Source organism: Arthrobacter sp. C152 (genome assembly GCF_054890965.1).
Window position 1 is genome coordinate 1 of the sequence record NZ_JBTZSU010000051.1, and the last position, 24,260, is coordinate 24,260.

The window sequence follows — 24,260 nt, forward strand, 5'->3', positions numbered from 1 at the left end:
TCACGTCCCCGAGCAACTCGCCCAGGGAGGCGTTATCGGCCTTCACATGCGCCGCACTCGGCGGGGGTTCGGGAATCTGGCTGCTCATCACAGGCCGCCGCCCTGGCCGCCCCGGGTGCGGTCCTGCGTCAGGGGATCGTTGCCCATTGGATCGTCGGCGAGTGCGCGGTCACGGAGCGGGTCGTCGGAGAGCTGGTTGCCGGACCATGGTTCCTCCACCAGCTGAGGGCTGTCGAGGCCACTGGCGGTACCCGCGGCTTCCGGGTAGCTGCTGCCCGGGGCTCCGCCGTCGTACCCCGCGGTCGTGGTTGCGGGCCCCGGGAGCTGGACTGGTGGCGGCGGAACTGTTCCGCCGGCGGCCGGGGCATAGGTGCCGCTGTACTGGTCACCGTAGGTTGTGCCGGAGTACCCGGACAGGCCTGCCGCGCCGCTGCGGGACGTGGAGGTTTCGGGTGCTCCTGCGGTGAGGCCGCGGGTGAGGCGGCCTGCCAGGACGCCGGCGCCGGCGGCCAGGAGCAGGAAGGTGCCGGGGCGGTTGCGGGCGAAGCGCTGGACCTCGTTGAGCAGGTCGCCGGGTTCACGGTTTTCCAGCCAGGTGGCCATGGAGGAGGTGCGCTCCGCTGCCTGCCGGATCAGGTCGCTGGCCACGCCCTGCTGGTCCGGGGCGCTGGCCATGCTGTGCAGCTGGCCGGAGATGCTGCGGATGCCTTCGGCTGCTTTCTGCTGCTGCGTGCCGGCCTGGCTGGTCAGGCCGGTCCTGGCCTGCTGGAGGAGATCCTGCGCGCTGGCCTTCGCCTCGGACGCCACATTCGCGGCTTCCTCCTTCGCGGTCTGCGCCACGTTCTGGGCGGAGCCGGCGGCAGTGCGGGCAACGTCGGCTGCTTCTTCCTTGGCGGCGTCCTTGCGGGACAGTCCGGAGTCGTCTGCGTAGCCGGTCCCGCCGGCGGCGGGAGTGGCGGCGGACGGGAACGTGGTGGCAGGCCGCTCACCAGGGAGTCCTGTGCTGGCGGGGGGAGCCGTGTAAGCCGGGTCCTCGGGCCATTGGTTCTCTGTCATCTTCGCTCTCTCTTTCCAAGAAGGCCGGTTGTTGATCAAGAACCAGCAATACTGGCCGTAAAATAATAAGCATGATTACTAATGAAAGGTAAGTACCCTTGCTAATCGGAATGTAAACCGTTCCTGAAAAGTCAGCCGGAATGGCGCGGGCCTGCCCGGTCACAACGAAGTGGAAAGTGGTGGGAAAAATGGACACAGCCCCGTGGGTATGGGTGGTTGTTGCTGTTGTCGTAGTGGTCCTGATCGCAGTGCTGTTCCTTGCCAGCGGAAGGCGCCGGCGGGCAATGCAGGAAAAGCGGGACCAGGAGCACCGGGAAAAGGCCGCGGAAATCCGGCGCGAGGCTGAAAACATGGAAATCGACGCCCGCGAACGCGAGGCCAAGGCCATCAGGGCGCGGGCCGACGCCGAGCAGGCCCAGGTCAATGCGGCGCGGCTGCGCCAGGAAGCCGAGCAGCAGGCCCGGGAGGCCCAAACGCTGCGCAGTGATGTTGCCAGCCGTGCCCGCAAGGCTGACGAGCTCGATCCGGACGTCACTGCCGACGGAGGCCGGGGCGGGACCGCCCGGGACGGCGGTCCGGTCGGCGGGCGGCCGGCGGATACAGGAGTCGACGGCGGGCCCGCCCGGGATGGGCATATCAATGACCGGCTGGTCGGCGAACGGCATGCCAGCGACCGGCATGACGACGACGGACATGTCGACGACGGGCGTGTCGACGACGGGCGTGTCGACGACGGCCGGCGCGGCGCCGCGCGCCGCGATGCCTTCGCCGGGGGCACCTACCCCGAAGCGGACCGGGACGGACTACGGCGCGAAGACGGCCTTGCCGGCCAGCCGGGCCCAGGGGACAGGCCCGTGGACACAACCGCGGGGGAATACCGGAATGACGAAGTATCCCGCGGGGAACTGCGGGACGGTGACAACCTGCGGAGCCGCGACGACCTGCGGCGGGGAGACGCGAGGGACGGCGACGACGCAATCCGGAATGACGAGGCTCTCCGGAAGGATGAGGCCCTCCGGAAGGATGAGGCCCTCCGGAAGGGCGACGCTGCCCGGAACGAGGTTCCCGACGACCGGGACCGGATGCCGCGGACCGGAATTTAACAGCGTCCGCACTGCGGCGATCCACGCGCCGGCGTCATCCGGCGCGTTTCGACCGCCGTTTCGTTGGCTGGGAAGTACACCTAGGGCCGGCGTGGCCGGAGGACGGGGGAGGGATACACTCCCTTCCCCGTTCCCAACCCGGCCAAAAGTTCCTTCACGGCGTCCACCGATGACATTTTCGGTTCCCATCCAAGTACTCGCCATGCCCGGTCCGTGTCCATGATGGGCGCCCCCGCGGCCATCTCCACCCAGCCGGCGTCGGTGGGCTGGATCCGCGCGCGCCACGTGAGGTCCACCAGGGCATGGAGCAGCCGCATGGGGATGGGGAGGATTCTCTTCGCGCCAAGGATGCGCGCCAGTTCCCGCGGATCCAGGACCGGTTCGGCGGCAATGTTGAAGGCACCGCTGGCGCGCTGGTCCACCACCCGCCAGTACGCCTCCGCCACGTCGTCGGCGTGGACTGCCTGGAAGATCAAGTTATCCGGCGCCGGGAGCACCGGAGTCCAGGGCTTGCCGGGGAGGAGGCGGGGAATGACGCGTCCCAGGAAGTACCGCCCGATTTCACTGCCGGCGCTTCCCTGGAAGATGAGCCCGGGCCGGAGCCGGGCCACGGCGATGGCCGGCTCCCGGGCCATGAACTGGTCGAGGAGCTCTTCCTGCTCTGCCTTGTGGCGGCTGTAGTGGGAGCCTGCCATCCCTGTGGCCGGCCAGGATTCGTCCCTGCGCTGGCCCTTGCTTGAGCTGCTGTAGGCACCAACCGAGGAGGCGCAGACGACCTGTTTCACCCCGCCGGCCTTGGCGGCCGCCAGGACGTTGGCGGTCCCCGTGACGTTCGTCCGGTGCAGGAGGTCCAGGTCGCGGTTCGGCTGGATCTGCCATGCAAGGTGGACCACGGCGTCCGCCCCCGCGAGCGCACGCTCCAGCAGTGGCCTGTCCTCCCCGGCGCCCACGTCCAGGGTGTGCCATTCCACCCCGGCGTACGGCGCTTCGGAGGTGTCCGGCCGGCGCCTGCTGATGCCAACCAGCTGCAGGCTGCCGGGCTTGTGGGAAAGCTGGCCCTGGAGGTTTCGCAGCAACGCGGTCCCCGCGTTTCCACTGGCTCCGGTGATGGCAATGCGCATGACGAAGGCTCCTTTGGAATCCTCGGGCCGGTTACCGCTTACATGCCGAGCCTACAACGGGGAAGGATTGAATTATAAGCAACCTTATGATTTGCTGCTTCTAAGTCTTGCCGCAGGCTTTCGGAACCCAGACCGAGGGATAACACCCATGCCCGAATCCTTTGCCGCACTCGCCGTGGATACTACGCCAGTCCACCAGCCGCATCCAGAACCGCAACAGAACCAAGGCCCGGCCGCCCCGTCAGGACGGCTGCGGGAAACCTTCGAGAACGAGCTGGTCCTGAAATACCTGGACCTGGCCGAGGCCCTGGCCGCCCGCTTCGAGGCCCGTGGCCGTGAACGGGCCGACCTGAACCAGGTGGCCTACCTTGGACTCGTGAAAGCCGCCCGCGGCTTCGACCAGGAAAAGGGCGAAAGTTTCCCCGCCTACGCCGCGCCCACCATCACCGGCGAACTCAAAAGATACTTGCGCGACCGGACGTGGGTGGTACGTCCACCGCGGCATATCCAGGACCTGCGCACCCGGCTTTTCAGGGCAGAACCGGAGCTCACCCAGTCGCTGGGCAGGAGCCCGAGCGTGGAGGAACTGGCCGGCGAACTGGGAACGGATCCCGCAGAGGTCCAGGAGGCCATCTCGGCAGCCAGCAGCATGCACCCGGATTCCCTGGACGCCGCCAACCCGAACTCCGATGCACCGTCCATCGGCGAAATGCTGGCCTGCCCGGACACGCCTCTGGAACGGCTGGAAGAGCTGGCCTGCCTCCGGGAGGCCATGCAGGACCTCACCGACGCGGACCGGGAACTCCTTTACCGCCGGTACTTCTGCGAGGAAACGCAGGTCCAGCTGGGCAAACGGCTGGGCATGTCGCAAATGCAGGTTTCCCGCCGCCTGGCCAAGGTGCTGGTGGAACTGCAGCGCCGTCTTGAAACAAGCGCGCAGTTCTGCGGGCCCGACGACGGCACCGGCCACAGCACAGACAGCATGGCTTCCCGGCCGGCCCGCCAGGCCGCGCCGGCCACGCCGTTCCGCCACCTCCGCAGCGCCGGAAACCCGGCTGCGGGCACGGGACCCCACCGCCGCCTCGGCGGCGGGAGGAGGGCCAACTAACGTCCCCGCCCCGGACCCGGGGAAACGCACCACACGATACGAACGGCTATCTTGCCTGTTCAGCGCCGCCCCCTGGCCAAAATCCGGAAGCCGGGAAAGTTTGCGGCCTGTTTAGCGGCACCAGGAGGAGGGAACAGGATGGACATGCAAAGCTCCGAAACCTCCAAACTCAGGGCTGTCCTGTTCGACCGGGACGGGACCCTGGTGGTGGATGTGCCCTACAACGGCGATCCGGACCTGGTCCAGCCCATGCCCGGGGCCAGGGACGTGCTGGACAGCCTCCGGGCGGCGGGAATCGCCACGGGCGTCATCAGCAACCAGTCCGGCATCGCCCGGGGCCTGATCACCGCCGGTGACGTGGCCAGCGTCAACGCCAAAGTGGATGACCTGCTGGGCCCGTTCGACGTGTGGGAAATTTGCCCCCATTCCGGGCAGGACGGTTGCGCCTGCCGGAAGCCGGCGCCGGGAATGGTCCAGAGCGCGTGCCAAAAGCTCGGAATCACTGCGTCCCAGGCCGCCCTGATCGGCGATATCGGTGCCGACGTTGCCGCCGCGGAAGCCGCTGGCGCCGTCGGCGTCCTGGTACCCACTCCCGTCACCCGTGCCGAGGAGGTGGCCGCGGCGCGGCTGGTGGCACCTGACCTGGCGTCCGCCGTCGGGCTGCTCCGGTGGGCGCCCTGATGGGCCGGGTGCTGGTGGCCCGGCTGGACAGCATGGGCGACGTCCTGCTGGCCGGCCCTGCCGTCCGGGCGGTAACGAACGGGCGGGGCCCCGCCGGAACCGGGAACAACCACGTGGTGATGTTGTGCGGCCGGCAGGGTGAAGCTGCCGCGGCCATGCTGCCCGGGGTGGCCGAGGTCTACAGCTGGGACAGCCCCTGGATCATGAACCCGGCACCGAAGATGACAGGCCCGCACGCGGACCGGCTGATCGAGTATGTCCGCAACTCAAGGATCACCGAAGCCGTGATCCTGACCTCCTTCCACCAGTCACCCCTGCCGCTGGCGCTGCTGCTGCGGCTGGCGGGCGTGGAGCGCATCACCGGTGCCTCCACCGACTATGCGGGCTCCCTCCTCGACATCCGGCTCAAGCCGGGGGAGGACTTTCCGGAGGACCAGCCCGAAGCCGAGCGCGCGCTTGGCATCGCCGAGGCCGCGGGATTCCGGCTGCCCGCCGGCGACGACGGAAAGCTGCACGTGAAATCCGTTCCGGACGTCACCGGCCTGGTCGGCGCGGAACCCTACGTCGTGGTGCATCCGGGCGCTGCCGTCCCCGCCAGGGCCTGGCCGCCGCTGCACCACGCCGCCGCGGTCGAACTCCTGCAGGGCGCCGGGCACCGCGTGGTGGTTACCGGCGGCCCGGGCGAAACATCGCTGACCGCCACGGTGGCGGGCCCGTCGGCACTGGACCTTGGCGGCCGCACCGACCTTGACACCATGGCGGGCGTCATGGCCGGAGCCGAGGCAGTGGTGACGGGCAACACCGGCCCGGCCCACCTCGCCGCCGCCGTGGGTACACCGGTCGCCTGCCTGTTTTCCCCGGTGGTCCCGGCCATCCGCTGGGCACCATACGGGGTACCGCTGGAACTTCTGGGCGACCAGAACGCGGAGTGCCGGATGACACGTGCCAGGGTGTGTCCGGTTCCCGGCCACCCCTGCCTGGACTCCGTCTCGCCGGAGGAAGTAGTGGCGGCGGTGGAACGCCTCATCAGTGGCGTGAGCTCCTTCAGCACGCATGTCAGTACCCGTAGAAAGGCCCGTAACAAATGAGAATCCTGCTCTGGCATGTCCACGGATCCTGGACCGACGCCTTCGTGCGGGGCGGTCATGAGTACCTCCTGCCCGTCCTGGCCGACGGCGGTGCCTGGGGCCTGGGCCGGGCCGGCCGCAACTGGCCCGACCTGGTGCGGGAGGTGGACCTGGCAACGCTCGACGCGGACGCCGTGGACGCCGTCGTCCTGCAACGCCCTGAAGAAATCGACGAAGTGGCCCGCACGCTGGGACGCACCCCCGGCGTCGACCTGCCCGCAGCCTTCGTGGAACACAACACCCCCAAGGGCAACTTCCCCAACGTTACGCACCCGCTCGCGGACCAGGACAGCATCCCCGTTGTCCACGTAACCCACTTCAACCGGCTCGCGTGGGACAACGGTTCGGCCCCCACCACGGTGATCGAGCACGGGATTCCCGACCCCGGCCACCTCTACACCGGCGAACTGCCTGAACTGGGCGTCGTGGTCAACGAGCCGGTACGGCGTGGCAGGGTGACGGGCACCGACCTGCTGCCGGCCTTCGCCGGCGTCGCGCCCCTGCAGGTCTTCGGGATGAAGACCGAGGGGCTTGCCGCCGCCACCGGCATTGACGGATCACGGCTGACGGCCCGCGGCGACCTGCAAACAAAGGACCTGCACCGGGAACTGGCGCGCTGCCGGGCCTACGTGCACCCGATGCGCTGGACGTCCCTGGGCCTGTCGCTCCTGGAGGCCATGCACCTGGGCATGCCGGTGGTGGTTCTTGCCGCAACCGAGGCGCCGCGCGCGGTGCCGCAGGAAGCCGGCGTGGTGTCCGCCGACGTCGACGAGCTGCTCCGCTGCGCGGCGCGGCTGGTTGCCAATCCGGAGGAAGCCCGACGGCGGGGACTCGCCGCAAGGGAGGCAGCGCTGGAACGCTACGGGCTGGGCAAGTTCCAAGACCGCTGGGACGAGCTCCTGGCGGACCTGCGCAAGCGGCCCCGCCGGTCCGCCAACGAGCGCCGGGACGAGCGGATCCTCGTGCCGGCCGGGGAGAGGAAGAGTTCATGAGGATCGCCATGATTTCCGAGCACGCCAGCCCGCTCGCGGCACTGGGCGGAGTGGACGCCGGCGGCCAGAACGTGCACGTCGCCGCGCTGTCCGAGGCGCTCGCCAAGCGGGGCCACCACGTCACCGTCTACACGCGCCGGGATGCAGCGGAGCTTCCCGCCCGGGTCCGGGTGGGAAGCCGTTTCGAGGTGGTCCACGTCGATGCCGGCCCGGCCCGCCACGTGCCCAAGGACGAACTGCTGCCCTACATGGGTGAACTGGCCGATGGCGTTGCCAGGGACTGGGGGCAGCGGCCGCCGGACGTGGTGCACGGCCACTTCTGGATGTCCGGCCTGGCCGCCCTGGACGCGGCACGGCGGCCCGGCACCGGGTACCGAGTGCCGATGCTCCAGACCTTCCACGCACTGGGTACCGTCAAGCGGCGGCACCAGGGTGCCGATGACACCAGCCCGGAAGAACGCCAGTGGCTCGAACCCGGCGTGGGACGCTCCGCGGACCGCATCATCGCCACCTGTTCCGACGAGGTCTTCGAGCTCAAGGCCATGGGCATCGCCACCGGCAAGATTTCCATCGCCCCCTGCGGCGTTGACCTGGGTGTCTTCGGAGCCACCGGGCCCGTGGCCCCAAGGACCCGCCGCCACCGCATCCTTTCCGTGGGCCGCCTGGTGCCACGCAAGGGCGTCGACTTGGTGATCCGTGCCCTGCCGTACCTGAAAGCGGCAGGCTTCGACGACGTCGAACTCCTGATCGTCGGCGGCGGGGCGGACACCACCACCTTGAACGCGGACCCGGAAATCCGCCGCCTGCTGGGCCTCGCCGCGGAGCTGGGTGTGGCGGACCACGTCACGCTGCAGGGGCAGGTGTCCCGCAGCGAGATGCCAGGCATCTTCCGCAGCGCCGACGCCGTGGTCTGCGCCCCGTGGTACGAGCCTTTCGGGATCGTACCGCTGGAAGCCATGGCCTGCGGCGTGCCGGTGGTGGCAGCCGCAGTGGGTGGGCTGCGCGACACCGTCGTGGACCACGCCACCGGCCTGCACGTGCCGCCCCGGGACCCCGAGGCCATCGGCTCGGCCCTGGCACTGCTGCTGGAAAACCCAGACCTGCGGGCCAGGCTGGGACAGGCAGGCGAGCGGAGGGCCCGCACCCGCTATTCGTGGGAACGGGTGGCCGCCGAAACCGAGAAGGCTTACCAGCTTGCCGCCGCCGGAACCCCGGCCGGCGTGATCCCGATGGAAGGAGCGGCCCTGTGACTGCCGAGTGGTCCCTGCGCGAAGCCGACCTTCGCGCGCTGGCGACGCCCCCTGCACTGCCGGCCGTGCTGCCCGGCGCCACCTTCGCCGATCCGGACAGTGCCGACGCTGTCAGGGCGCACCTGGACAGCGTGCTGCCCGCTCTGGATTCGCTCCGCAGCCAGTCCGGCCGGCTGGCCGCCTGGGGCGTGGAGCTGGCGCAGCGGCTGCTGCGCGGACAGCGGCTCCTTGCCGCCGGCAATGGCGGCTCGGCCGCCGAGGCGCAGCACCTGACTGCCGAACTGGTGGGACGGTTCGATGGCGAGCGGGTTCCGTTCTCCGCCATCTCCCTGCACGCCGAATCGTCCGCGGTGACGGCGATCGCCAATGACTACGGGTACGACGACGTCTTCGCCCGCCAGGTGCGCGCCCACGGCCGCTCCGGTGACGTGCTGATGCTGCTGTCCACCAGTGGCAAGAGCCCCAACCTGCTGCGCGCCGCCGAGGTGGCAGCGCGGCTCAACGTGACCACCTGGGCCTTGACCGGCTCGGGCCCAAACCCGCTGGCGGAGGCCTGCGACGAGGCCGTCATGATCGACGCCCTCAACGCCAACGCCCAGGAGGGTCACTTGATCGCCCTGCATGCGGTGTGCCGTGCCTTCGACCTGGAAGTCGGCCGACGCAGCCCGGCCGCGCTTCCGGAGCCTGCCGACCGGTCCCTGGCCAACAGGTCTGTAGCCGACAGGTCCATGGCGAACACGTCCCTGGCAAACGGTGGCCGGCCATGAGGATCGTGGTGGTGGGCGACGTGATGCTGGACGTGGACCTCTCCGGCGAGGCCACCCGGCTCAGCCCGGACGCCCCCGTTCCGGTGGTCGATGTGTCCGGGATCAGGCGCCGTGCCGGCGGTGCCGGCCTGGTGGCGCGGATGCTGGCGCAGGACGGCTGGCCGGTCACCCTGGTGACGGTCCTGGGGGAGGACGACGCCGGCAGCCAGCTCCGCGCGCGGCTCGCCGGGGTGCGGCTCGTCGCCGGGACCACGGGCTACCCGTCCCCGGTGAAGACCCGGGTCCGCGCCGGCTCCCATCCCGTGGTCCGCTTCGACCAGGGGTGCGCCAAGACCCCGGTCCCCGAGGTCAGCCCCGCAATGCTCCAGGCTGTGGAGAACGCCGGCGTGGTCATCGTGGCCGACTACGGCAGGGGCGTGGCGGCCAACCCGCAGCTGCGGGAACTCCTGGCCCGCCTGGCACCGGATGTCCCCGTCGTCTGGGATCCCCATCCGTCCGGACCCGCGCCGGTTCCGGGCGTGGCCGTGGTGACCCCCAACATGGCCGAGGCCACCAAGGCCGTGCAGGCCATCGCCGGGGAGCCGACTCCCGGGGTCCCGGATTCCACGGACCCGGCCGCGGATGCGGCCAGGATCCTGCTGGAGCGCTGGCAGAGCCGGGCCGTCCTGGTCACCAAGGGCGCGGAAGGGGCGGTCCTGCTGCGCGAGGGTGAGTCCACTCCCCGCACCGTCCCCGCGCCGCGGGTGGAAGCGGGTGATCCCTGCGGTGCCGGTGACCGCCTGGCCGCCAGCCTCGCGGTGCACCTCCTGGCCGGCCGTGGCCTGCCGGAGGCGGCAGCCCTGGCAGTTCACGATGCCGCCGACTTCCTGGCCGCCGGCGGAGTCTCGGCCCTGCCGGACCCCGGCGACGACGAAGCAGCTGCCGGTAAACCCGAACGCGCCGCCGCCCGGCGCACCACAGAACCCCTGCTCCTGGCCCGCTCAGTGCGGGAACGCGGCGGCACCGTGGTGGCCACCGGCGGCTGCTTCGACCTGCTGCACGCCGGACACGTCCGGTCCCTCGCCGCGGCGAGGGAACTGGGGGACTGCCTGATCGTGTGCCTCAACTCCGACGACTCGGTGCGCCGGCTCAAGGGCCCCGAGCGCCCCATCATCGGCCAGCACGACCGGGCCGAACTGCTCCTGGCCATGGAATGCGTGGACGCGGTGATGGTCTTCGACGAGGACACCCCCGAGGCCGCGCTTGACCGCCTCCGCCCGGACATCTGGGTCAAGGGCGGCGACTACAAGGGAGCCCGCCTGCCCGAGGCCGGCCTGGTGGAAAGCTGGGGCGGCCAATGCCTCACGGTCCCGTTCCATCCGGCCCGTTCCACCACCGGCCTGGCCGACGCGCTCGCCAAGGTCAGCTGACCGGATCCCCAATTTCAGAACTGTCTTGTATTCCCTGTTGAAAGGAACACCATGACCGCAGAAACACCTGCAACCGCCACGCCCGGCCGCGTCCTGGTCACCGGAGGAGCCTCCGGACTGGGGGCCGCCGTCGTCGACGCCGTCCTGCGCTCGGGCGGCACCCCCGTGGTCCTGGACCGCGACATCAGCACCGTCTCCGCGGTGAAGGCGTTCGAAGTGGATGTCGCCGACCGTACGGCCGTGGAGCACGCGGTCCGGGAAGCCGCCGAAACCCTGGGTGGCCTGGACGCCGTGGTGACAGCCGCCGGGATCGACCGGTGCGGCAAGCTCGCTGACGTCGAGGCCACCGAATGGGAGAAGGTCATCGGGGTGAACCTGATGGGCACCGTCTCCGTGGTGCGCGCGGCCCTGCCGTACCTGAAGGAAACCCACGGCCGCGTCGTCACCGTGGCCTCCACGCTGGGCAAGCGCGCCGTGGCCGACGCCACCGCGTACTGCGCCTCCAAGTTCGGCGTGGTGGGGTTCAGCCACGCCCTCGCCGCTGAAACCGGCGGGGAAATCGGCGTCACCACCATGATCCCGGGCGGCATGAAGACCCGCTTCTTCGACGACCGCACCGAGCAGTACAAGCCGCAGGACGATTCCCGGCTCAACGACCCCGCCAATACCGCCCAGGCCATCCTGTTCGCCCTGAACCAGCCCACCGGCTGCGAGGTGCGGGAAATGCTGATCTGCCACGAGGAAGAAGGCTCCTGGCCCTAGGCCCGCACGAGCCACACTGACCACCACCGACCAAGCCAGCACCGAAAGGCGGGAGGAACACCATGCCCACCACAGCCACCGAAACAACTCCAGGCAATTCAACGGTCGAGGGCGCCGGCATCACCATCCAGGACCCGCGCACCGGCGAAGTCCTCTGGACCGTGCCGGAGGCCGGACCGGAGGAAACCAGCCACGCGGTGCAGGTGGCGCGCAGCGCCGCCGCCGGCTGGGCAGCCACCGCCCCTGCAGAACGGGGTGCCGCGTTGCGGGCCGCCGCCACGGCGCTGGGTGCGGCGGCGCAGGAACTCGCGGGGCTCAATGCCAGCGAAACCGGCCGGCCGGTGGAGGAAGCGCTCGCCGGGATCGCGGCCGGCGTCTCCACCCTGGAGCAGTATGCCGAGCTGGGGCCCGTGCACCGCGGCCACAGCCTGCGCGGCAACCGGCTCGCCGCTGACTACACCATCGCCGAACCGCGGGGAGTGGCAGTCCTGCTCACCCCCTGGAACGACCCCGTGGCCGTGGCCTGCGGGCTGATCGGCGCGGCCCTGGCCACCGGCAACACCGTCATCCACAAACCCAGCGAACGGTGTCCGCGGCTGGGCGAGGCGCTGGGCGAAGTCCTGGCACCAGCCTTCCCGGCCGGCGCCTTCCTCACAGTGTCCGGCGGCGCAGAGGTCGGAGCCCGGCTGGCGCAGGCGGACGTGGACGTCATCGCCCACGTGGGATCCAGCGCCTCCGGCGCACGGATCGCCAAAGCCGGGGCAGCCACCGGCGCCCACGTCATACGCGAAAACGGCGGCAATGACCCGCTGCTGGTGGACCGCGACGTGGACCCCGCCTGGGCCGCTGAACAGGCGGCTATCGGGGCCTTCAGCAACAGCGGCCAGATCTGCACGTCCGTGGAACGGATCTATGTCCACCGCGACATCGCAGACGCGTTCTGCACCGCCCTGGAAGCAGAGGCCGCCCGTCGCAACGGTAACGGGAGCGTCGCGCCGCTGGTGGACCGGCGGATGCGCGACGCAGTACACGGGCATGTCACCGAAGCCCTGGACCAGGGGGCCCGGGCAGTGGAGGGCGGCGTCCTTCCGGACGGGCCCGGCTCGTTCTACCCGGCCACCGTCCTGCTTGGCTGCACCGAGGGGATGCAGGTCATGGCGGAGGAAACCTTCGGCCCGGTCGCCCCGGTGCAGGTGGTGGACACGTTCGACGACGGCCTGCGCCTGGCCTGCAGCGGAAAGTACGGGCTCGCCGCCACCGTCCTGAGTGCCAACATTGCCCACATCCAGCAGGCGGTGGCGGCGCTGCCGGTGGGGACCGTGAAGATCAACGAAGTGTTCGGCGGCGCACCCGGCGGTGCCGCCCAGCCCCGGGGCGAAAGCGGCGCCGGCTTTGGCTACGGGCCGGAGCTGCTGGATGAATTCACCCAGGTCAAGGTGGTGCACATCGCGGCGCCGCCCGCGGCCGGCCCGGCGGCCGGACCCGAAACTGCACCCACCGGCGAAGGGCAGGACCAGCCATGAGCGCGTCCCTCGAGTCCGTCGACCTCTCCACCCAGCGGGCCCTGTCCGACTGGCTGCCCGGCAGGCTGGCCGCGGAACAGCCCTCGATCCTGGTCATCGGCGACGTCATGCTGGACGGCTGGTGGACCGGCAGCATCGAACGGCTTTGCCGGGAAGCCCCGGCCCCCGTGGTGGACCTCCAGTCCCGCGAGTCCGTTCCCGGCGGGGCCGCCAACACGGCCATGAACCTGGCCGCGCTGGGCGCGAAGGTTTCGGTGGCGGGAATCATCGGCACCGACGATGCCGGTGAGGACCTGCGCCGGCAGTTGTCGGCGGCAGGCATCGATGTCCGGCACCTGCACACCCATCCCGACATGGTGACCACCACCAAGATCCGGATCAGCAGCGGCGGCCAGGTGATGCTGCGCCTCGACGACGCAGCCAGGACTGTCCCGGCCGACGCCCTGGCCGCGCTCGCCGCCACGGTGGGTGCCGCCGTCGAACGCCAGGACGCCGTGCTGGTGTGTGACTACGGGACCGGCGTGGTGGACGGCCCCGTCCGCGCCGCGCTCGCCGGAGTCCTCGGCGGTCCCGCGGGCGCCGGGCAGGACCGTCCGCTCGTGGTGGTCGACGCCCACGACCCCCGCCCCTGGGCGCCCCTGCAGCCGGACCTGGTGACGCCCAACGCCCAGGAAGCCGCCCGCCTGCTGGACCGGAAGCTTCCGGACGGGCAGGAACGCGTGGCAGCCGTGGGCGCGGACTCGGCGGCCCTGCTGCAGGGCACCGGGGCGCGGGCGGTGGTGGTCACCCTGGACCGGGACGGCACCGTCCTGCTGACGTCCGACGGCGTGCGGCACCGGACGTGGGCACGGCCGGCCGCCGAGAAACAGGCGTCCGGGGCGGGCGATACCTTCGTGGCCGCGCTGACCCTGGCCCGTTCCGCCGGGCTGCCCCTGACCGCCAGCCTCGACCTGGCGCAGGCGGCTGCCGACGTCGTGGTCCACCAGCCCGGCACCTCCGTCTGCGGCACCGCCCAGCTGAGCCGCTACCTGAAGGCCTTCGCGGACACCGCCCTCGGCGAGGACGAACTGCAGCGCCAGGTGGAGCTGCACCGCGCGCATGGCCAGCGGATCGTGCTGACCAACGGGTGCTTCGACGTACTGCACAGCGGCCACACCCGCTACCTGAACCAGGCCAAGCAACTGGGCGACATCCTCGTGGTGGCCCTCAACAGCGACGACTCGGTGCGGCGGCTCAAGGGCGCGGGCAGGCCCATCAACGCCATGGCGGACCGCGCCGCCGTGGTGGCCGCCCTCAGCTGCGTGGACTACGTGACCGTCTTCGACACCCCCACCGCCACACCGCTCATCCAGCGGCTCCGGCCCGAGGTGTACGCCAAGGGCGGGGACTACACGCCGGAGATGCTGGCGGAAACCGCCGCCGTGGAGGAGTACGGCGGCCGGGTGGCGATCCTCGACTACGTGGCGGAGCGGTCCACCACGGCCGTGGTGCAGCGGATCCGCGACGGCGAGGGGGCCGCCAGCCCGGCCAACTAGGGTTAAAGCATGGCTGAAGCAGGGCAGGGGTAATGGGCAAACGCGGAAAGTCGGGAGGCCGGGCCCGGCCCGCAGCCGAGGTGGAGGTCCCGAAGCGGGTCCGCAGTGCCGCAGGACCCGTGGAAGGCGTCTACTACATCGATACCGGCGACTGCGAGCTGATCGCGGACCAGGACAACAGCACCGGCTGGCTCCTGAAGATCAACGGCGTGATGAGCTCGCACATCGACCTCGCCGATCCCCTGTTCCTGGACTTCGAGTACATGCGCTGGATGGCGGCGCTGGTGGAATCCCGCTGGCGGCCGTCGGACGCTTCCACTGCGGGCTCCGGCCCGCACAAGCTGCGCGGACTGCACCTGGGCGGCGGGGCCTGCTCCATGGCGCGCTACTTCGCCGCCGCCTACCCGGATGCCCGGCAGGTGGTGGTGGAACTGGACGGAAAACTCGCCGGGTACGTCCGGGACTGGTTCGACCTGCCCAAGGCACCGCTGCTCCGGATCCGGGTGGGGGAGGCGCGCGCGGTCACGGAAACCCTGACGCCGCAGACCCGCGACTTCATCATCCGCGACGTCTTTGCCGGCGCCCACACCCCGCGGCCGCTCACCACGGCGGAATTCACCGCGCATGCGAAGCGGGTCCTCGCGCCGGGCGGCATGTACATGGTCAACTCCGGCGATGCCCCTGACCTGAAGAACGCGCGGGAGGACGCCGCCACCATCGCTGCCGCCTTCGCGCACACCGTGATCATCGCCGACCCCGCCATGCTGAAGGGGCGCCGCTACGGGAACATGGTGATGGCCGGCAGCGATGTGCCCTTCGCCGACGACCCGAAGCTGCGGCGCCGGCTGCTGGGCGGGGCTGTCCCCGCGCACCTGTGGGACGACGCCCAGGTCCGGGCGTTCGCCGGCGGCACGCCCGTCCGCCACGACCCCGCCCCACCCCCATCGATTGCTGAGTAACTGCCGTTTTGAGCCTTCAAAACGGCAATTACGGAGCAACCGATGAGCCTTAGGCCTTGCCCAGGAGTGCCTCGCGGTGCTCGGCCATCCGTTCCTGGAGGGCTTTGACGACGGCGGCCACGGCGGGGCGGCGCAGCGAGTCCGGGCGGAGGACCAGCCAGTAGGGGAGGAGCTCGCCGATGTCGTCCGGCAGCAAGCGGACCAGGTCGTCGTGGAGGTCGGCCATGAAGCAGGGGAGGAAGCCCACGCCGGCGCCGGCCCTGGTGGCCTCCACGTGGACGAACACGTTGGTGGATGTCAGGCCGTCGCGCATGGCGGGAACCAGCCGCCGGGGCGCGTCGAGGTCATCCACCTGCAGCATGGAATCGACGAAGTAGACCAGCGGATGGCTGTTGAGCTCTTCGACGGTGGCCGGGGTGCCATGCTCGGCCAAATACTCCCGGGACGCGTACATCCCCAGGCGGTAATCGCCCAGCCTGATGGCCTCCGCCCGGTGCACCTGGGGCTCGCCCACCACCACCTCGATGTCCAGGCCGGAGCGCTGCTGCAGGGCCCGCCGCGTCATGGTCACCACCTCCACGCTCAGCCCCGGGTGCTTCCGACGCAGCCGCGCCACCGCGGGCGCGGCGATGTAGGCACTGAAGCCGTCCGTCGCCGTCATCCGCACGACGCCGGTAATGGGGTCGGGTGCCTGGCCCGACGGTCCCAGCGTGCCCAGCACCGCCTCCACCTGCTCTGCCGCGTGCACCGCCCGTTCGCCCAGTTCCGTCAGTTCCCAGCCGCCCGCGGCACGGGCCAGCACCCGTCCGCCAAGGGACTTCTCCAGGGCGGCGATCCTGCGCGAGACTGTGGTGTGGTTCAGGCCCAAAGCCTGGGCCGCCGTCGTAAATCTTGCCGAGCGGGATACCGCGAGCAGGACCAGCAGGTCATCGGGGTTCGCATTCATATCTGCAATTGTGCACACAGTAACTGCCTCTTTGGTCATTGAAGCGGGGTGATTGTGCAGCAATACTCATCTGAGTCACTTGTGCTGGAGATCACAGCACGTGTCAACGTGGACACTGAGGAGAACCATGAGCGTTGAGCAACACGCGGCCAACCAAGCCGGGCATGCACCCAAAGGAGCGGGACTGAAGAAAATCGTCGCCGCCTCCATGGTCGGGACGGTGGTGGAGTGGTACGAGTTCTTCCTCTACGCCACCGCCGCCACCCTGGTTTTCGGCAAATACTTCTTCCCCGCCACCGGCAATGAGCTGGACGGCATCATCCAGGCCTTCCTGACCTACGCCGTGGGCTTCGTCGCCCGGCCGCTGGGCGGCATCGTCTTCGGCCAGATCGGCGACAAGCTGGGCCGCAAGCCCACCCTGCAGCTGACCATCGTCATCATCGGCGTGTCCACGTTCCTGATGGGCTGCCTGCCCGGCTTCGCCGACATCGGATACCTGGCGCCCGCGCTGCTGGTGGCACTGCGGTTCATCCAGGGCTTCGCGCTGGGCGGCGAATGGGGCGGCGCCGTCCTGCTCGTGGCCGAACACAGCCCCAACAAGACCCGGGCCTTCTGGTCGAGCTGGCCGCAGGCCGCCGTCCCGGTCGGCAACCTGCTGGCCACCCTGGTGCTGTACATCATGTCCACCACCCTCAGCAGTGAGGCCTTCCTCGGCTGGGGCTGGCGCGTGGCCTTCTGGCTCTCCGCCGTGATCGTCTTCGTGGGCTACTACATCCGCACCAACGTCAGCGAGTCACCCATCTTCCTTGAGGCCAAGGAGCTCGTGGAGCAGGAGCAGGCCGTCAGCTACGGCGTCTTCGAGGTCCTCCGCAAGTACCCCAAGGGCATCTTCCAGGCGATGGGCCTGCGGTTCGCCGAGAACATCATGTACTACCTGGTGGTCAGCTTCGCCATCGTGTACCTCAAGAGCGTGCACAAGTACGACACCTCGTCCCTGCTGCTGGCACTGCTGATCGCGCACGTCATCCATTTCGCGATCATCCCGCAGTACGGCCGCCTCGCCGACCGCATCGGCCGCAAGCCCGTCTACCTGGCCGGTGCCATCCTCGGCGCCACCTGGCCGTTCTTCGCCTTCCCGATGTTCGACACCCGCAATGCTGTGGTCATCGTCCTCGCCGTCACCATCGGCCTGTGCCTGCACGGCCTCATGTACGCCGGGCAGCCGGCCATCATGGCCGAAATGTTCCCCACCCGGATGCGGTACTCCGGCGCCTCCCTGGGTTCGCAGGTGACGTCCATCTTCGCAGGGTCGCTGGCGCCGCTGCTGGCCACCCAGTGGCTCAAGGACACCGGTTCCTGGGTGCCCACCGGCATCTACCTGGTGGTGGCCTGCGCCATCACCGCCGCGGCCGTGCTGAGCCTGCGCGAGACCAAGGGCGTGGCCCTGGAGGACGTGGACAGGGAAGACGCCGCCCGCGAAGGGCTGCTTGCCGCGAACCGCTGACACTGCCCGGACGTACGAAGGAGAACTGCATTGGAAAACACGTTGAACGGACGCAAGGCACTGGTTACCGGCGGTGCCAGCGGGATCGGCGCAGCCAGCGTGCGCGCGCTCGCGGCCCGGGGCGCCAAGGTGGTGGTGGCCGACGTCGACTCCGCCGCAGCCGCGGCCCTCGCCGACGAGGTGGGCGGCACCGCCTGGACCGTGGACCTGCTGGACGTGGACTCGCTGGCCACCCTGAGCCTGGACTGCGACATCCTGGTGAACAACGCCGGTATCCAGCGCATCAGCCCCATCGAGGAGTTCGATCCAGCGGACTTCCGCCGCCTCATCACCCTGATGCTGGAGGCGCCGTTCCTGCTGGTCCGCGCAGCGCTGCCGCACATGTATGCCAACAAGTTCGGCCGCATCATCAACCTGTCCTCAGTGCACGGCCTCCGGGCCTCGCCGTTCAAGAGCGCCTATGTCTCGGCCAAGCACGGGCTGGAGGGGCTGAGCAAGGTCACGGCCCTGGAGGGCGGACCGCACGGTGTCACGTCGAACTGCATCAACCCCGGCTACGTGCGCACACCCCTGGTGGAAAGCCAGATCGCGGACCAGGCGCAGGTGCACGGCATCCCCGAATCGGAGGTGCTGGCCAAGGTGATGCTGACGGAGGCCGCCATCAAGCGCCTGGTGGAGCCGGACGAAGTGGCGTCACTGGTGGCGTGGCTGGCCTCCGACAGTGCCGGAATGGTCACCGGGGCGAGCTACACCATGGACGGCGGCTGGTCCGCCCGCTGACTACCCTCCGCCAGTCCTGGGGCCTGCCAGTCCTGGGGCCCGTCTAGTCCTGGGGCCTGACCAGCCGGTGGTCGTAGAAGAACACGCCCCGTGCCGTTTTCACGCCCACTGACTGCCGGTCCTGCCACACGACGACCCCTTCGCGCCTTCCGCTGAAGGGGTCGTCTGCGGTAACAATGTCCCCCACCCGGTAGGGGCACCGCGGCCCCAGGGCGCGGGCGGCCCTTCCGCCCATCCTGGCCAGGTACGTGCCAAGGCTGATCGGCTGGCCCATGCCGGAAAGGTCCTGTGCGTAGTCCTTGGCCATGCGAACCAACTCCCCGTGGCGGGCACTGCTCCGCCTGCTAACGGTGCTGGTTGGCGGAACGCTCCCAGCGGAGGTTGGCCCTCCTATTCCAGCCGCCACCGTACGCCCACGCTAAGCGCTATTCACACCAGTCACACCAGTAACAGGTACTCGAATGTGCGGAGTGCCGGTACCTGCCCGGCAATCAGTCCCGCCCCCTCATCAGTCCTGTCCGGCGAGGATGTCCCCGGCGTTGTCGAACGCCCAGGCCACCAGGGGGACCAGGAGCGCACTCAATTCGTAGCCCCGGTCGGTCAGGCTGTAGTCCACGCGGGGCGGAATGACCGGCTGGGCGCTCCGGCGGACCAGCCCGTCCCGTTCCAGGGTCTTCAGCGTCTGGGCCAGCATCTTTTCGCTGATGCCCTCGGCGCGGCGCCGCAGGTCACTCCACCGCTGCTCGCCCTCGGACAGTGCCACCAGGACCAGGACGCCCCATTTGCTGGTGATGTGGTCCAGCACGGTGCGGCTGGGGCACCCGGCCGGGAACACGCCGTCGGCAAAGCCCAAGGGCAGGGGAGAGGGGTGCGGGGCTGCTTCGATGCCATGCATACCCAAAGCTTACCAAAAGGTAAGTACCTTACTTGAAAGTGCGTACTCTCTTTCGGGAAGCATTACCCGATGCCGCCGGTTGTACCCCCTGACAGAGCGAAACCGAACGCAAAGGATCCATCATGACCATCGTTGTTACAGGCGCCACCGGACAGCTCGGCCGCCACGTCCTTGAAGCCCTGCTGGAGCGCGGCGTTGCCGCCGGTGACATCGTGGCCGCTGGCCGGTCGGTGGAAAAGCTGGCAGGCTTCGCGGCGCGCGGGGTGCGGGTACAGGCCATGGATTATGCCGACGCCGGCTCGGTGGAGGCAGCGCTGAAGGGCGCCACCCGGGTACTGCTGATCTCCGGCAGCGAGGTGGGCCAGCGTGTCGATCAGCACCGCACGGTCATCGAGGCCGCCAGGGCCGAAGGGGTTGAACTGCTGGCCTACACCAGCATTGCCAACGCCGACACCACCGGAATGCTGCTCGCCGGCGAGCACAAGGCCACCGAGGCCCTGCTGCGCGAATCGGGCGTTCCCTTCGTCCTGCTGCGCAACGGCTGGTACCTGGAGAACTACACCGAACAGCTGCCCGGGACCCTGGCCCAGGGAGCGGTGGCAGGAAGCGCCGGCAATGGCAAGGTCAGCGGCGCCGCGCGGGTGGACTACGCCCACGCCGCGGCCGCCGTGCTCGTGGCCGACGGCCAGGCGGGCAAGGTCTACGAGCTCGGTGGGGACGAGGCCTTCAGCATGGCCGACCTCGCCGCGGAGATCAGCGCAGCGACCGGCAAGGCCATCAGCTACAACGACCTGCCGGCGGAGGCCTACGCAGGCCTGCTCACCTCCGTGGGCGTGCCGGAGGCCTTCGCGGGGATCCTCGCGGATTCGGACCTTGGCATTTCCCGCGGCGATTTGCTGGTCAGCAGCGGAGACCTGCGCAAACTGATTGGGCGTCCGACGACGTCCCTCGCCCAGGCGGTCAGGTCCGCCGCGGCGCAGGGCTAGCCAGGAACGACCACTGCAGGCCCGGCCCCTCCCGGGGCCGGGCCTGCAGTGGACTCCTGCTGCGGGTTGCAGCCTCCTAGGATTTGGTGCCAGCCAGGGCGAGGGTCCCGCCCAGGCCGATCATCAGCGCGCCGCCGGCCGCTTCCACCCGGGGGATGCGCCGCGGCGAGCGGACGAACCACTCCCGTGCCCAGCCGGCGGCAATGGCCCACACGCTGTCCGAAACGAGCGCGATCAGCAGGAAGATCCCGCCCAGCAGGGCAAGTTGGAACGGAATGGCCCCGGATCCGTAGTCCACGAACTGGGGAAGGATGGCCACGAAGAACACCACGGACTTCGGGTTGGTGGCCCCCACCACCGCACCTTCACGCACCAGCTTCCACGGCGGCGACGCCGCTGGCGGTGCTCCGGCTTCCGGACCATGGCCACGCCGGCGGATGGTCCGCACCCCCAGGAAGACCAGGTAGGCGGCGCCGGCGAACTTCACGGCGCTGAACAGGACCACCGATTCGGCCACCACTACACCGACGCCGAGCGCCACCGCGATGACCTGGACAAGCTGGCCCGCGGCGTTCCCCGCGACGGTGAGCACGCCGCCCTTCCACCCCAGGGCGAGGGAACGTCCGATGACAAAGAGAACGCTCGGCCCCGGGACCGCGATCAGCACCATGGACGCCAGGGCGAAAGCCACCAGGCTGGACACAGGAACCATGCCTGATTTTAGCCCCGCAGGGGCGTTCCGGCGCCGGTGCTCCTCTCCGCCTGGCTGTTCCCGGCAGCCCCGACCACCGGCAGCGGCGACGTTTCGTCCTCAAGGTGGGCGCGCCGTCGTCCGTCACCTTTGATCCACAGCCGGTAGGCCAGGACCAGCAGCCCCAGCCAGGCGGCGCCCACGTACAGTGCCACCCGGGTGTCCTCGAACGCGCCGAGGACGGCGATGACCAGCGCCATGAACGCGATGGTGAGGATGGACGCCGCCGGCCACCACGGCGAGGGGAATTCCGACGCCGGCAGGCCCTTCCGCGCGATTTCCCGCTTCATGGCCACATGGGACGCCAGGATCATTACCCAGACCCAGACGGTGGCGAAAGTCGCGATGGAGGCGATGACCAGGAACACGTCCTCCGGGATCACGGCGTTCAGGACCACGCCCACCAGCAGGATCCCGGCCATCATCACCACCGTCATCCAGGGGACGCCATGCCGGGACACCTTGCCGAAGGCGAGCGGGGCGTGGCCCTGCCGGGAGAGCCCGAAGAGGATGCGGCCCGCTCCGAAGATGTCGCTGTTGATGGCCGAGAGTGCTGCGGTAATCACCACGGCGTTGAGGATGTGCGGGGCCGCGGGAATGCCCAGGCCGCTGAAGATCTGGACGAACGGGCTGCCGCCGCTGCCCACCTCGTTCCACGGGAAAAGGCTCATGAGCACGCCCAGGGTCAGGACGTAGAACAGCAGCACGCGGACCGGGACGGTATTGACTGCCTTGGGGATGACCTTCTTGGGATCCGCGGCTTCGCCTGCCGTGATGCCCAGGGTTTCGATCCCGCCGAAGGCAAACATCACGACGGCAAAGCACGCCAGGAGGCCTTCGAAGCCGTTCGGGAACAGGCCGCCGTGGTCCACCAGGTTGCCCAGCCCCGGCGCCACGCTGGAGCCGTCCGCCTGGAAGCCGAACACGATGATGGCGGCGCCGCCGGCGATCATGGCGATGATGGCCGCGACCTTGACCAGGGAGAACCAGAACTCCAGTTCGCCGAAGACTTTGACGCTGAGGAGGTTCAGGGCGGCCAGGAAGCAGATGACGGCGAGGATCCAGATCCACCGGTCGACTTGCGGGAACCAGAAGCCCATATAGATGCTGAAGGCCGTGACGTCGGCAATGGCCACGATGGCCATCTCGAAAACATAGGTCCAGCCGGTCACGAAACCGGCCAACGGACCAAGGTAGCGGCTCGCGTACTGGCTGAAGGAGCCCGACACCGGATGCCTGACGGCCATTTCGCCCAGTGCCCGCATCACCATGAAGACGGCCGCGCCGCCGATGATGTACGCCAGCAGCACGGCAGGGCCGGCCTTCTGGATGGCGGAGGCGGAGCCGTAGAAGAGGCCGGTGCCGATCGCCGAGCCAAGGGCCATGAAACGGATATGCCGGATGTTCAGGCCGCGGTTGAGGACGCTTTCGACGGCGGCACTGGGCTTTTGCTGTTCCGCGGCACTTTCGGTCCGGGCTGGGGTTGGGGCTGGTTGCATGCGAATACCTTCTCGTCATTGGGAGGGGGCCGCTAACCAGCAGACCATTTTGCCGGCGGCCGTGATGCGGCTCACGGAGGGTTGCTGTCTTCGGTTCCAGACTGTCGGCGAAATGGCACTTAACGGTACTTTGCCGGCGCAACATTGCCGTCAAATGTCATCTCGCGGGGGTGCCGGAGTTGCTTGCCGGAAATCAGGGGCCCATATCTGGGATTCCAGACAGTGTGCTGGCCGGGAAGCCATATAAGTCCCGGCTGAGGGCGCAAGCTTAAGTACGGGATACCGGACAGAGCCACCCAGAAAGACGCTTCCAGCACATGAGCACTGCACTAAGCACCGAAAGAGCATGGACCGAACAAGCGGGCCGTGAAGCCCAGGCGCCCCGCACGGCGGCCAAGTCGTCGTCGAAGGTTCCTGCCGCGGAGAACACACTGCGCATCCTCAAGCTGCTCGCCTCGCGGCGGGGGCCGATGGCGGCATCGCAGATCGCGTCCAGCCTGGACCTGCCCCGGTCCAGCGTCTACCACCTGCTCGGGGTAATGGAAGCCAATGGCTTCGTCCTGCACCTCCACGAGGAACAGCGGTACGGGCTCGGCATCAGCGCCTTTGAACTCAGCTCCGCGTACTCGCGGCAGGAGCCCCTGTCCCGCCTGGGCCGGCCGCTGCTGGCCAGCCTGGTGGACGCCATCGGCGAGAGCGCCCACCTTGCCGTCCTGCACGGCCGGGACGTGCTCTACATCGTCGAGGAGCGTGCCAAGAACCGCCCTTCCCTCGTGACCGACGTCGGCGTCCGCCTGCCCAGCCACCTCACCGCCAGCGGCCGGGCCATCCTTGCCGCCCTGCCCAAGTCCCAGGTGCGGGCCCTCTACCCGAATGCCGCAGCGTTCACCGCCCGGCACGAGGTGGAGGGCGCCATCATGAAGTACTCCTCGTTGTCCTCCCACCTCGACCAGGTGCGGCAGCGCGGATATGCCACCGAGCACGGCGAAGTGACCCCCGGTTTCGGCTCCATCGCCGCCGCGGTCACCGACCACCTGGGGTGGCCCACTGCCGCCGTGGCGGTCACCTTCCTGGAGGACAAACTGCCGGCGGAGGACTGGCCGGTGCTCGCGGCCCGGGTCCAGAAAGTGGCCGACGAACTCTCCGTCCGCATCCGCGGCCGTCCCGCGAAATAGGGGCGCCGGGCGCGTCTGGTATTCCGGACAGGACCGGCGCGGAAGCCCTGTAAAGCCCGCCGGCGAAGGGCTTTAGTTGATACAGAACTTCTTTCCTCCAACAGACACACCACGAAAAGGAGCCCACCATGGCACCCGCCGATTTCACCACCGGTGCCCGCCCGGTCAAAGCAGCCCGCGGCACCGAGCTCACCGCCAAGTCCTGGCAGACCGAAGCGCCGCTGCGCATGCTCATGAACAACCTGGACCCCGAGGTCGCCGAACGCCCGGATGACTTGGTGGTCTACGGCGGCACCGGCCGCGCCGTCCGCTCCTGGGCCGCGTTCGATGC

General features: G+C 69.4%; 23 protein-coding genes and 1 pseudogene. 17 read left to right on the forward strand and 7 right to left on the reverse strand.

Annotated features, from left to right (window positions below; all coding sequences use genetic code 11):
• Window positions 1–87 precede the first annotated feature (87 nt).
• Complete coding sequence (locus tag ACYSM9_RS20450; protein ID WP_461858782.1) at window positions 88–1,056, reverse strand: hypothetical protein; 969 nt, start codon at window positions 1,054–1,056, stop codon at window positions 88–90.
• Between the two features lie 188 nt (window positions 1,057–1,244).
• Here ACYSM9_RS20450 and ccmD point away from each other — a divergent pair, with 188 nt between their 5' ends.
• Window positions 1,245–2,159 carry a heme exporter protein CcmD gene (gene ccmD, locus ACYSM9_RS20455; protein WP_461858783.1) on the forward strand — a complete coding sequence of 305 codons (915 nt, stop codon included), beginning with the start codon at window positions 1,245–1,247 and terminating at the stop codon, window positions 2,157–2,159.
• Between the two features lie 80 nt (window positions 2,160–2,239).
• Here ccmD and ACYSM9_RS20460 read toward each other — a convergent pair whose 3' ends face one another.
• Complete coding sequence (locus ACYSM9_RS20460) at window positions 2,240–3,280, reverse strand: NAD-dependent epimerase/dehydratase family protein (protein ID WP_461858784.1); 1,041 nt, start codon at window positions 3,278–3,280, stop codon at window positions 2,240–2,242.
• Between the two features lie 148 nt (window positions 3,281–3,428).
• Between ACYSM9_RS20460 and ACYSM9_RS20465 the strand changes: the two genes are divergently transcribed.
• The 11 genes from ACYSM9_RS20465 to ACYSM9_RS20515 all read left to right on the forward strand — a co-directional run bounded on the left by ACYSM9_RS20465 (window position 3,429) and on the right by ACYSM9_RS20515 (window position 15,393).
• Window positions 3,429–4,388 carry a sigma-70 family RNA polymerase sigma factor gene (locus ACYSM9_RS20465; protein ID WP_461858785.1) on the forward strand — a complete coding sequence of 320 codons (960 nt, stop codon included), beginning with the start codon at window positions 3,429–3,431 and terminating at the stop codon, window positions 4,386–4,388.
• Window positions 4,389–4,532: 144 nt separating this feature from the next.
• Window positions 4,533–5,069, forward strand: a complete 537-nt coding sequence (locus ACYSM9_RS20470) for a D-glycero-alpha-D-manno-heptose-1,7-bisphosphate 7-phosphatase (RefSeq protein WP_461858786.1) — start codon at window positions 4,533–4,535, stop codon at window positions 5,067–5,069.
• A complete protein-coding gene (locus ACYSM9_RS20475; RefSeq protein ID WP_461858803.1) occupies window positions 5,069–6,157 on the forward strand; it encodes a glycosyltransferase family 9 protein in 1,089 nt (362 codons plus the stop codon). Before ACYSM9_RS20470 ends, ACYSM9_RS20475 begins: the two co-directional genes overlap by 1 nt.
• Entirely contained in the window at window positions 6,154–7,188 is a 1,035-nt protein-coding gene (locus ACYSM9_RS20480) for a glycosyltransferase (RefSeq protein WP_461858787.1), read from the forward strand. The genes ACYSM9_RS20475 and ACYSM9_RS20480 overlap by 4 nt, the downstream gene beginning before the upstream one ends.
• Window positions 7,185–8,438: a glycosyltransferase gene (locus ACYSM9_RS20485; RefSeq protein WP_461858788.1), complete on the forward strand. Its 1,254-nt coding sequence runs from the start codon at window positions 7,185–7,187 to the stop codon at window positions 8,436–8,438. The genes ACYSM9_RS20480 and ACYSM9_RS20485 overlap by 4 nt, the downstream gene beginning before the upstream one ends.
• Window positions 8,435–9,205, forward strand: coding sequence for a D-sedoheptulose-7-phosphate isomerase (locus tag ACYSM9_RS20490; protein ID WP_461858789.1), 771 nt, complete (start codon window positions 8,435–8,437; stop codon window positions 9,203–9,205). Before ACYSM9_RS20485 ends, ACYSM9_RS20490 begins: the two co-directional genes overlap by 4 nt.
• Entirely contained in the window at window positions 9,202–10,614 is a 1,413-nt protein-coding gene (locus tag ACYSM9_RS20495; protein WP_461858790.1) for a PfkB family carbohydrate kinase, read from the forward strand. Before ACYSM9_RS20490 ends, ACYSM9_RS20495 begins: the two co-directional genes overlap by 4 nt.
• A gap of 51 nt (window positions 10,615–10,665) precedes the next feature.
• A complete protein-coding gene (locus ACYSM9_RS20500) occupies window positions 10,666–11,376 on the forward strand; it encodes an SDR family oxidoreductase (protein ID WP_461858791.1) in 711 nt (236 codons plus the stop codon).
• A 62-nt stretch (window positions 11,377–11,438) separates the two neighbouring features.
• On the forward strand, window positions 11,439–12,899 hold the full coding sequence (locus tag ACYSM9_RS20505; RefSeq protein ID WP_461858792.1) for an aldehyde dehydrogenase family protein: 1,461 nt from the start codon (window positions 11,439–11,441) through the stop codon (window positions 12,897–12,899).
• Window positions 12,896–14,434, forward strand: a complete 1,539-nt coding sequence (rfaE2, locus tag ACYSM9_RS20510; protein ID WP_461858793.1) for a D-glycero-beta-D-manno-heptose 1-phosphate adenylyltransferase — start codon at window positions 12,896–12,898, stop codon at window positions 14,432–14,434. The genes ACYSM9_RS20505 and rfaE2 overlap by 4 nt, the downstream gene beginning before the upstream one ends.
• A 32-nt stretch (window positions 14,435–14,466) precedes the next feature.
• Complete coding sequence (locus ACYSM9_RS20515; protein ID WP_461858794.1) at window positions 14,467–15,393, forward strand: spermidine synthase; 927 nt, start codon at window positions 14,467–14,469, stop codon at window positions 15,391–15,393.
• 49 nt (window positions 15,394–15,442) lie between these two features.
• Here the strand turns inward: ACYSM9_RS20515 and ACYSM9_RS20520 are convergent, their stop codons facing one another.
• Complete coding sequence (locus ACYSM9_RS20520) at window positions 15,443–16,339, reverse strand: LysR family transcriptional regulator (protein WP_461858804.1); 897 nt, start codon at window positions 16,337–16,339, stop codon at window positions 15,443–15,445.
• Window positions 16,340–16,466: 127 nt separating this feature from the next.
• On the opposite strand from ACYSM9_RS20520, the gene ACYSM9_RS20525 reads away from it, so the two are divergent.
• Together ACYSM9_RS20525 and ACYSM9_RS20530 are read left to right on the forward strand one after the other, a co-directional pair.
• Window positions 16,467–17,843: an MFS transporter gene (locus ACYSM9_RS20525; protein ID WP_461858795.1), complete on the forward strand. Its 1,377-nt coding sequence runs from the start codon at window positions 16,467–16,469 to the stop codon at window positions 17,841–17,843.
• Between the two features lie 30 nt (window positions 17,844–17,873).
• On the forward strand, window positions 17,874–18,623 hold the full coding sequence (locus ACYSM9_RS20530; protein WP_461858796.1) for a 3-hydroxybutyrate dehydrogenase: 750 nt from the start codon (window positions 17,874–17,876) through the stop codon (window positions 18,621–18,623).
• A gap of 43 nt (window positions 18,624–18,666) precedes the next feature.
• Here the strand turns inward: ACYSM9_RS20530 and ACYSM9_RS20535 are convergent, their stop codons facing one another.
• Window positions 18,667–18,930, reverse strand: a complete 264-nt coding sequence (locus ACYSM9_RS20535; protein ID WP_461858797.1) for a hypothetical protein — start codon at window positions 18,928–18,930, stop codon at window positions 18,667–18,669.
• Between the two features lie 201 nt (window positions 18,931–19,131).
• Window positions 19,132–19,518 carry a winged helix-turn-helix transcriptional regulator gene (locus tag ACYSM9_RS20540; RefSeq protein ID WP_461858798.1) on the reverse strand — a complete coding sequence of 129 codons (387 nt, stop codon included), beginning with the start codon at window positions 19,516–19,518 and terminating at the stop codon, window positions 19,132–19,134.
• A 122-nt stretch (window positions 19,519–19,640) separates the two neighbouring features.
• Between ACYSM9_RS20540 and ACYSM9_RS20545 the strand changes: the two genes are divergently transcribed.
• A complete protein-coding gene (locus tag ACYSM9_RS20545; RefSeq protein WP_461858799.1) occupies window positions 19,641–20,504 on the forward strand; it encodes an SDR family oxidoreductase in 864 nt (287 codons plus the stop codon).
• A 76-nt stretch (window positions 20,505–20,580) separates the two neighbouring features.
• Here the strand turns inward: ACYSM9_RS20545 and ACYSM9_RS20550 are convergent, their stop codons facing one another.
• Both ACYSM9_RS20550 and ACYSM9_RS20555 read right to left on the reverse strand, forming a co-directional pair.
• On the reverse strand, window positions 20,581–21,216 hold the full coding sequence (locus ACYSM9_RS20550; RefSeq protein ID WP_461858800.1) for a LysE family translocator: 636 nt from the start codon (window positions 21,214–21,216) through the stop codon (window positions 20,581–20,583).
• Window positions 21,217–21,224: 8 nt separating this feature from the next.
• On the reverse strand, window positions 21,225–22,754 hold the full coding sequence (locus ACYSM9_RS20555; protein WP_461858801.1) for an amino acid permease: 1,530 nt from the start codon (window positions 22,752–22,754) through the stop codon (window positions 21,225–21,227).
• Between the two features lie 317 nt (window positions 22,755–23,071).
• On the opposite strand from ACYSM9_RS20555, the gene ACYSM9_RS20560 reads away from it, so the two are divergent.
• Together ACYSM9_RS20560 and ACYSM9_RS20565 are read left to right on the forward strand one after the other, a co-directional pair.
• Window positions 23,072–23,929: an IclR family transcriptional regulator gene (locus tag ACYSM9_RS20560; RefSeq protein ID WP_461858802.1), complete on the forward strand. Its 858-nt coding sequence runs from the start codon at window positions 23,072–23,074 to the stop codon at window positions 23,927–23,929.
• 128 nt (window positions 23,930–24,057) lie between these two features.
• Window positions 24,058–24,260, forward strand: a pseudogene (locus ACYSM9_RS20565) (urocanate hydratase); the annotation flags it as partial.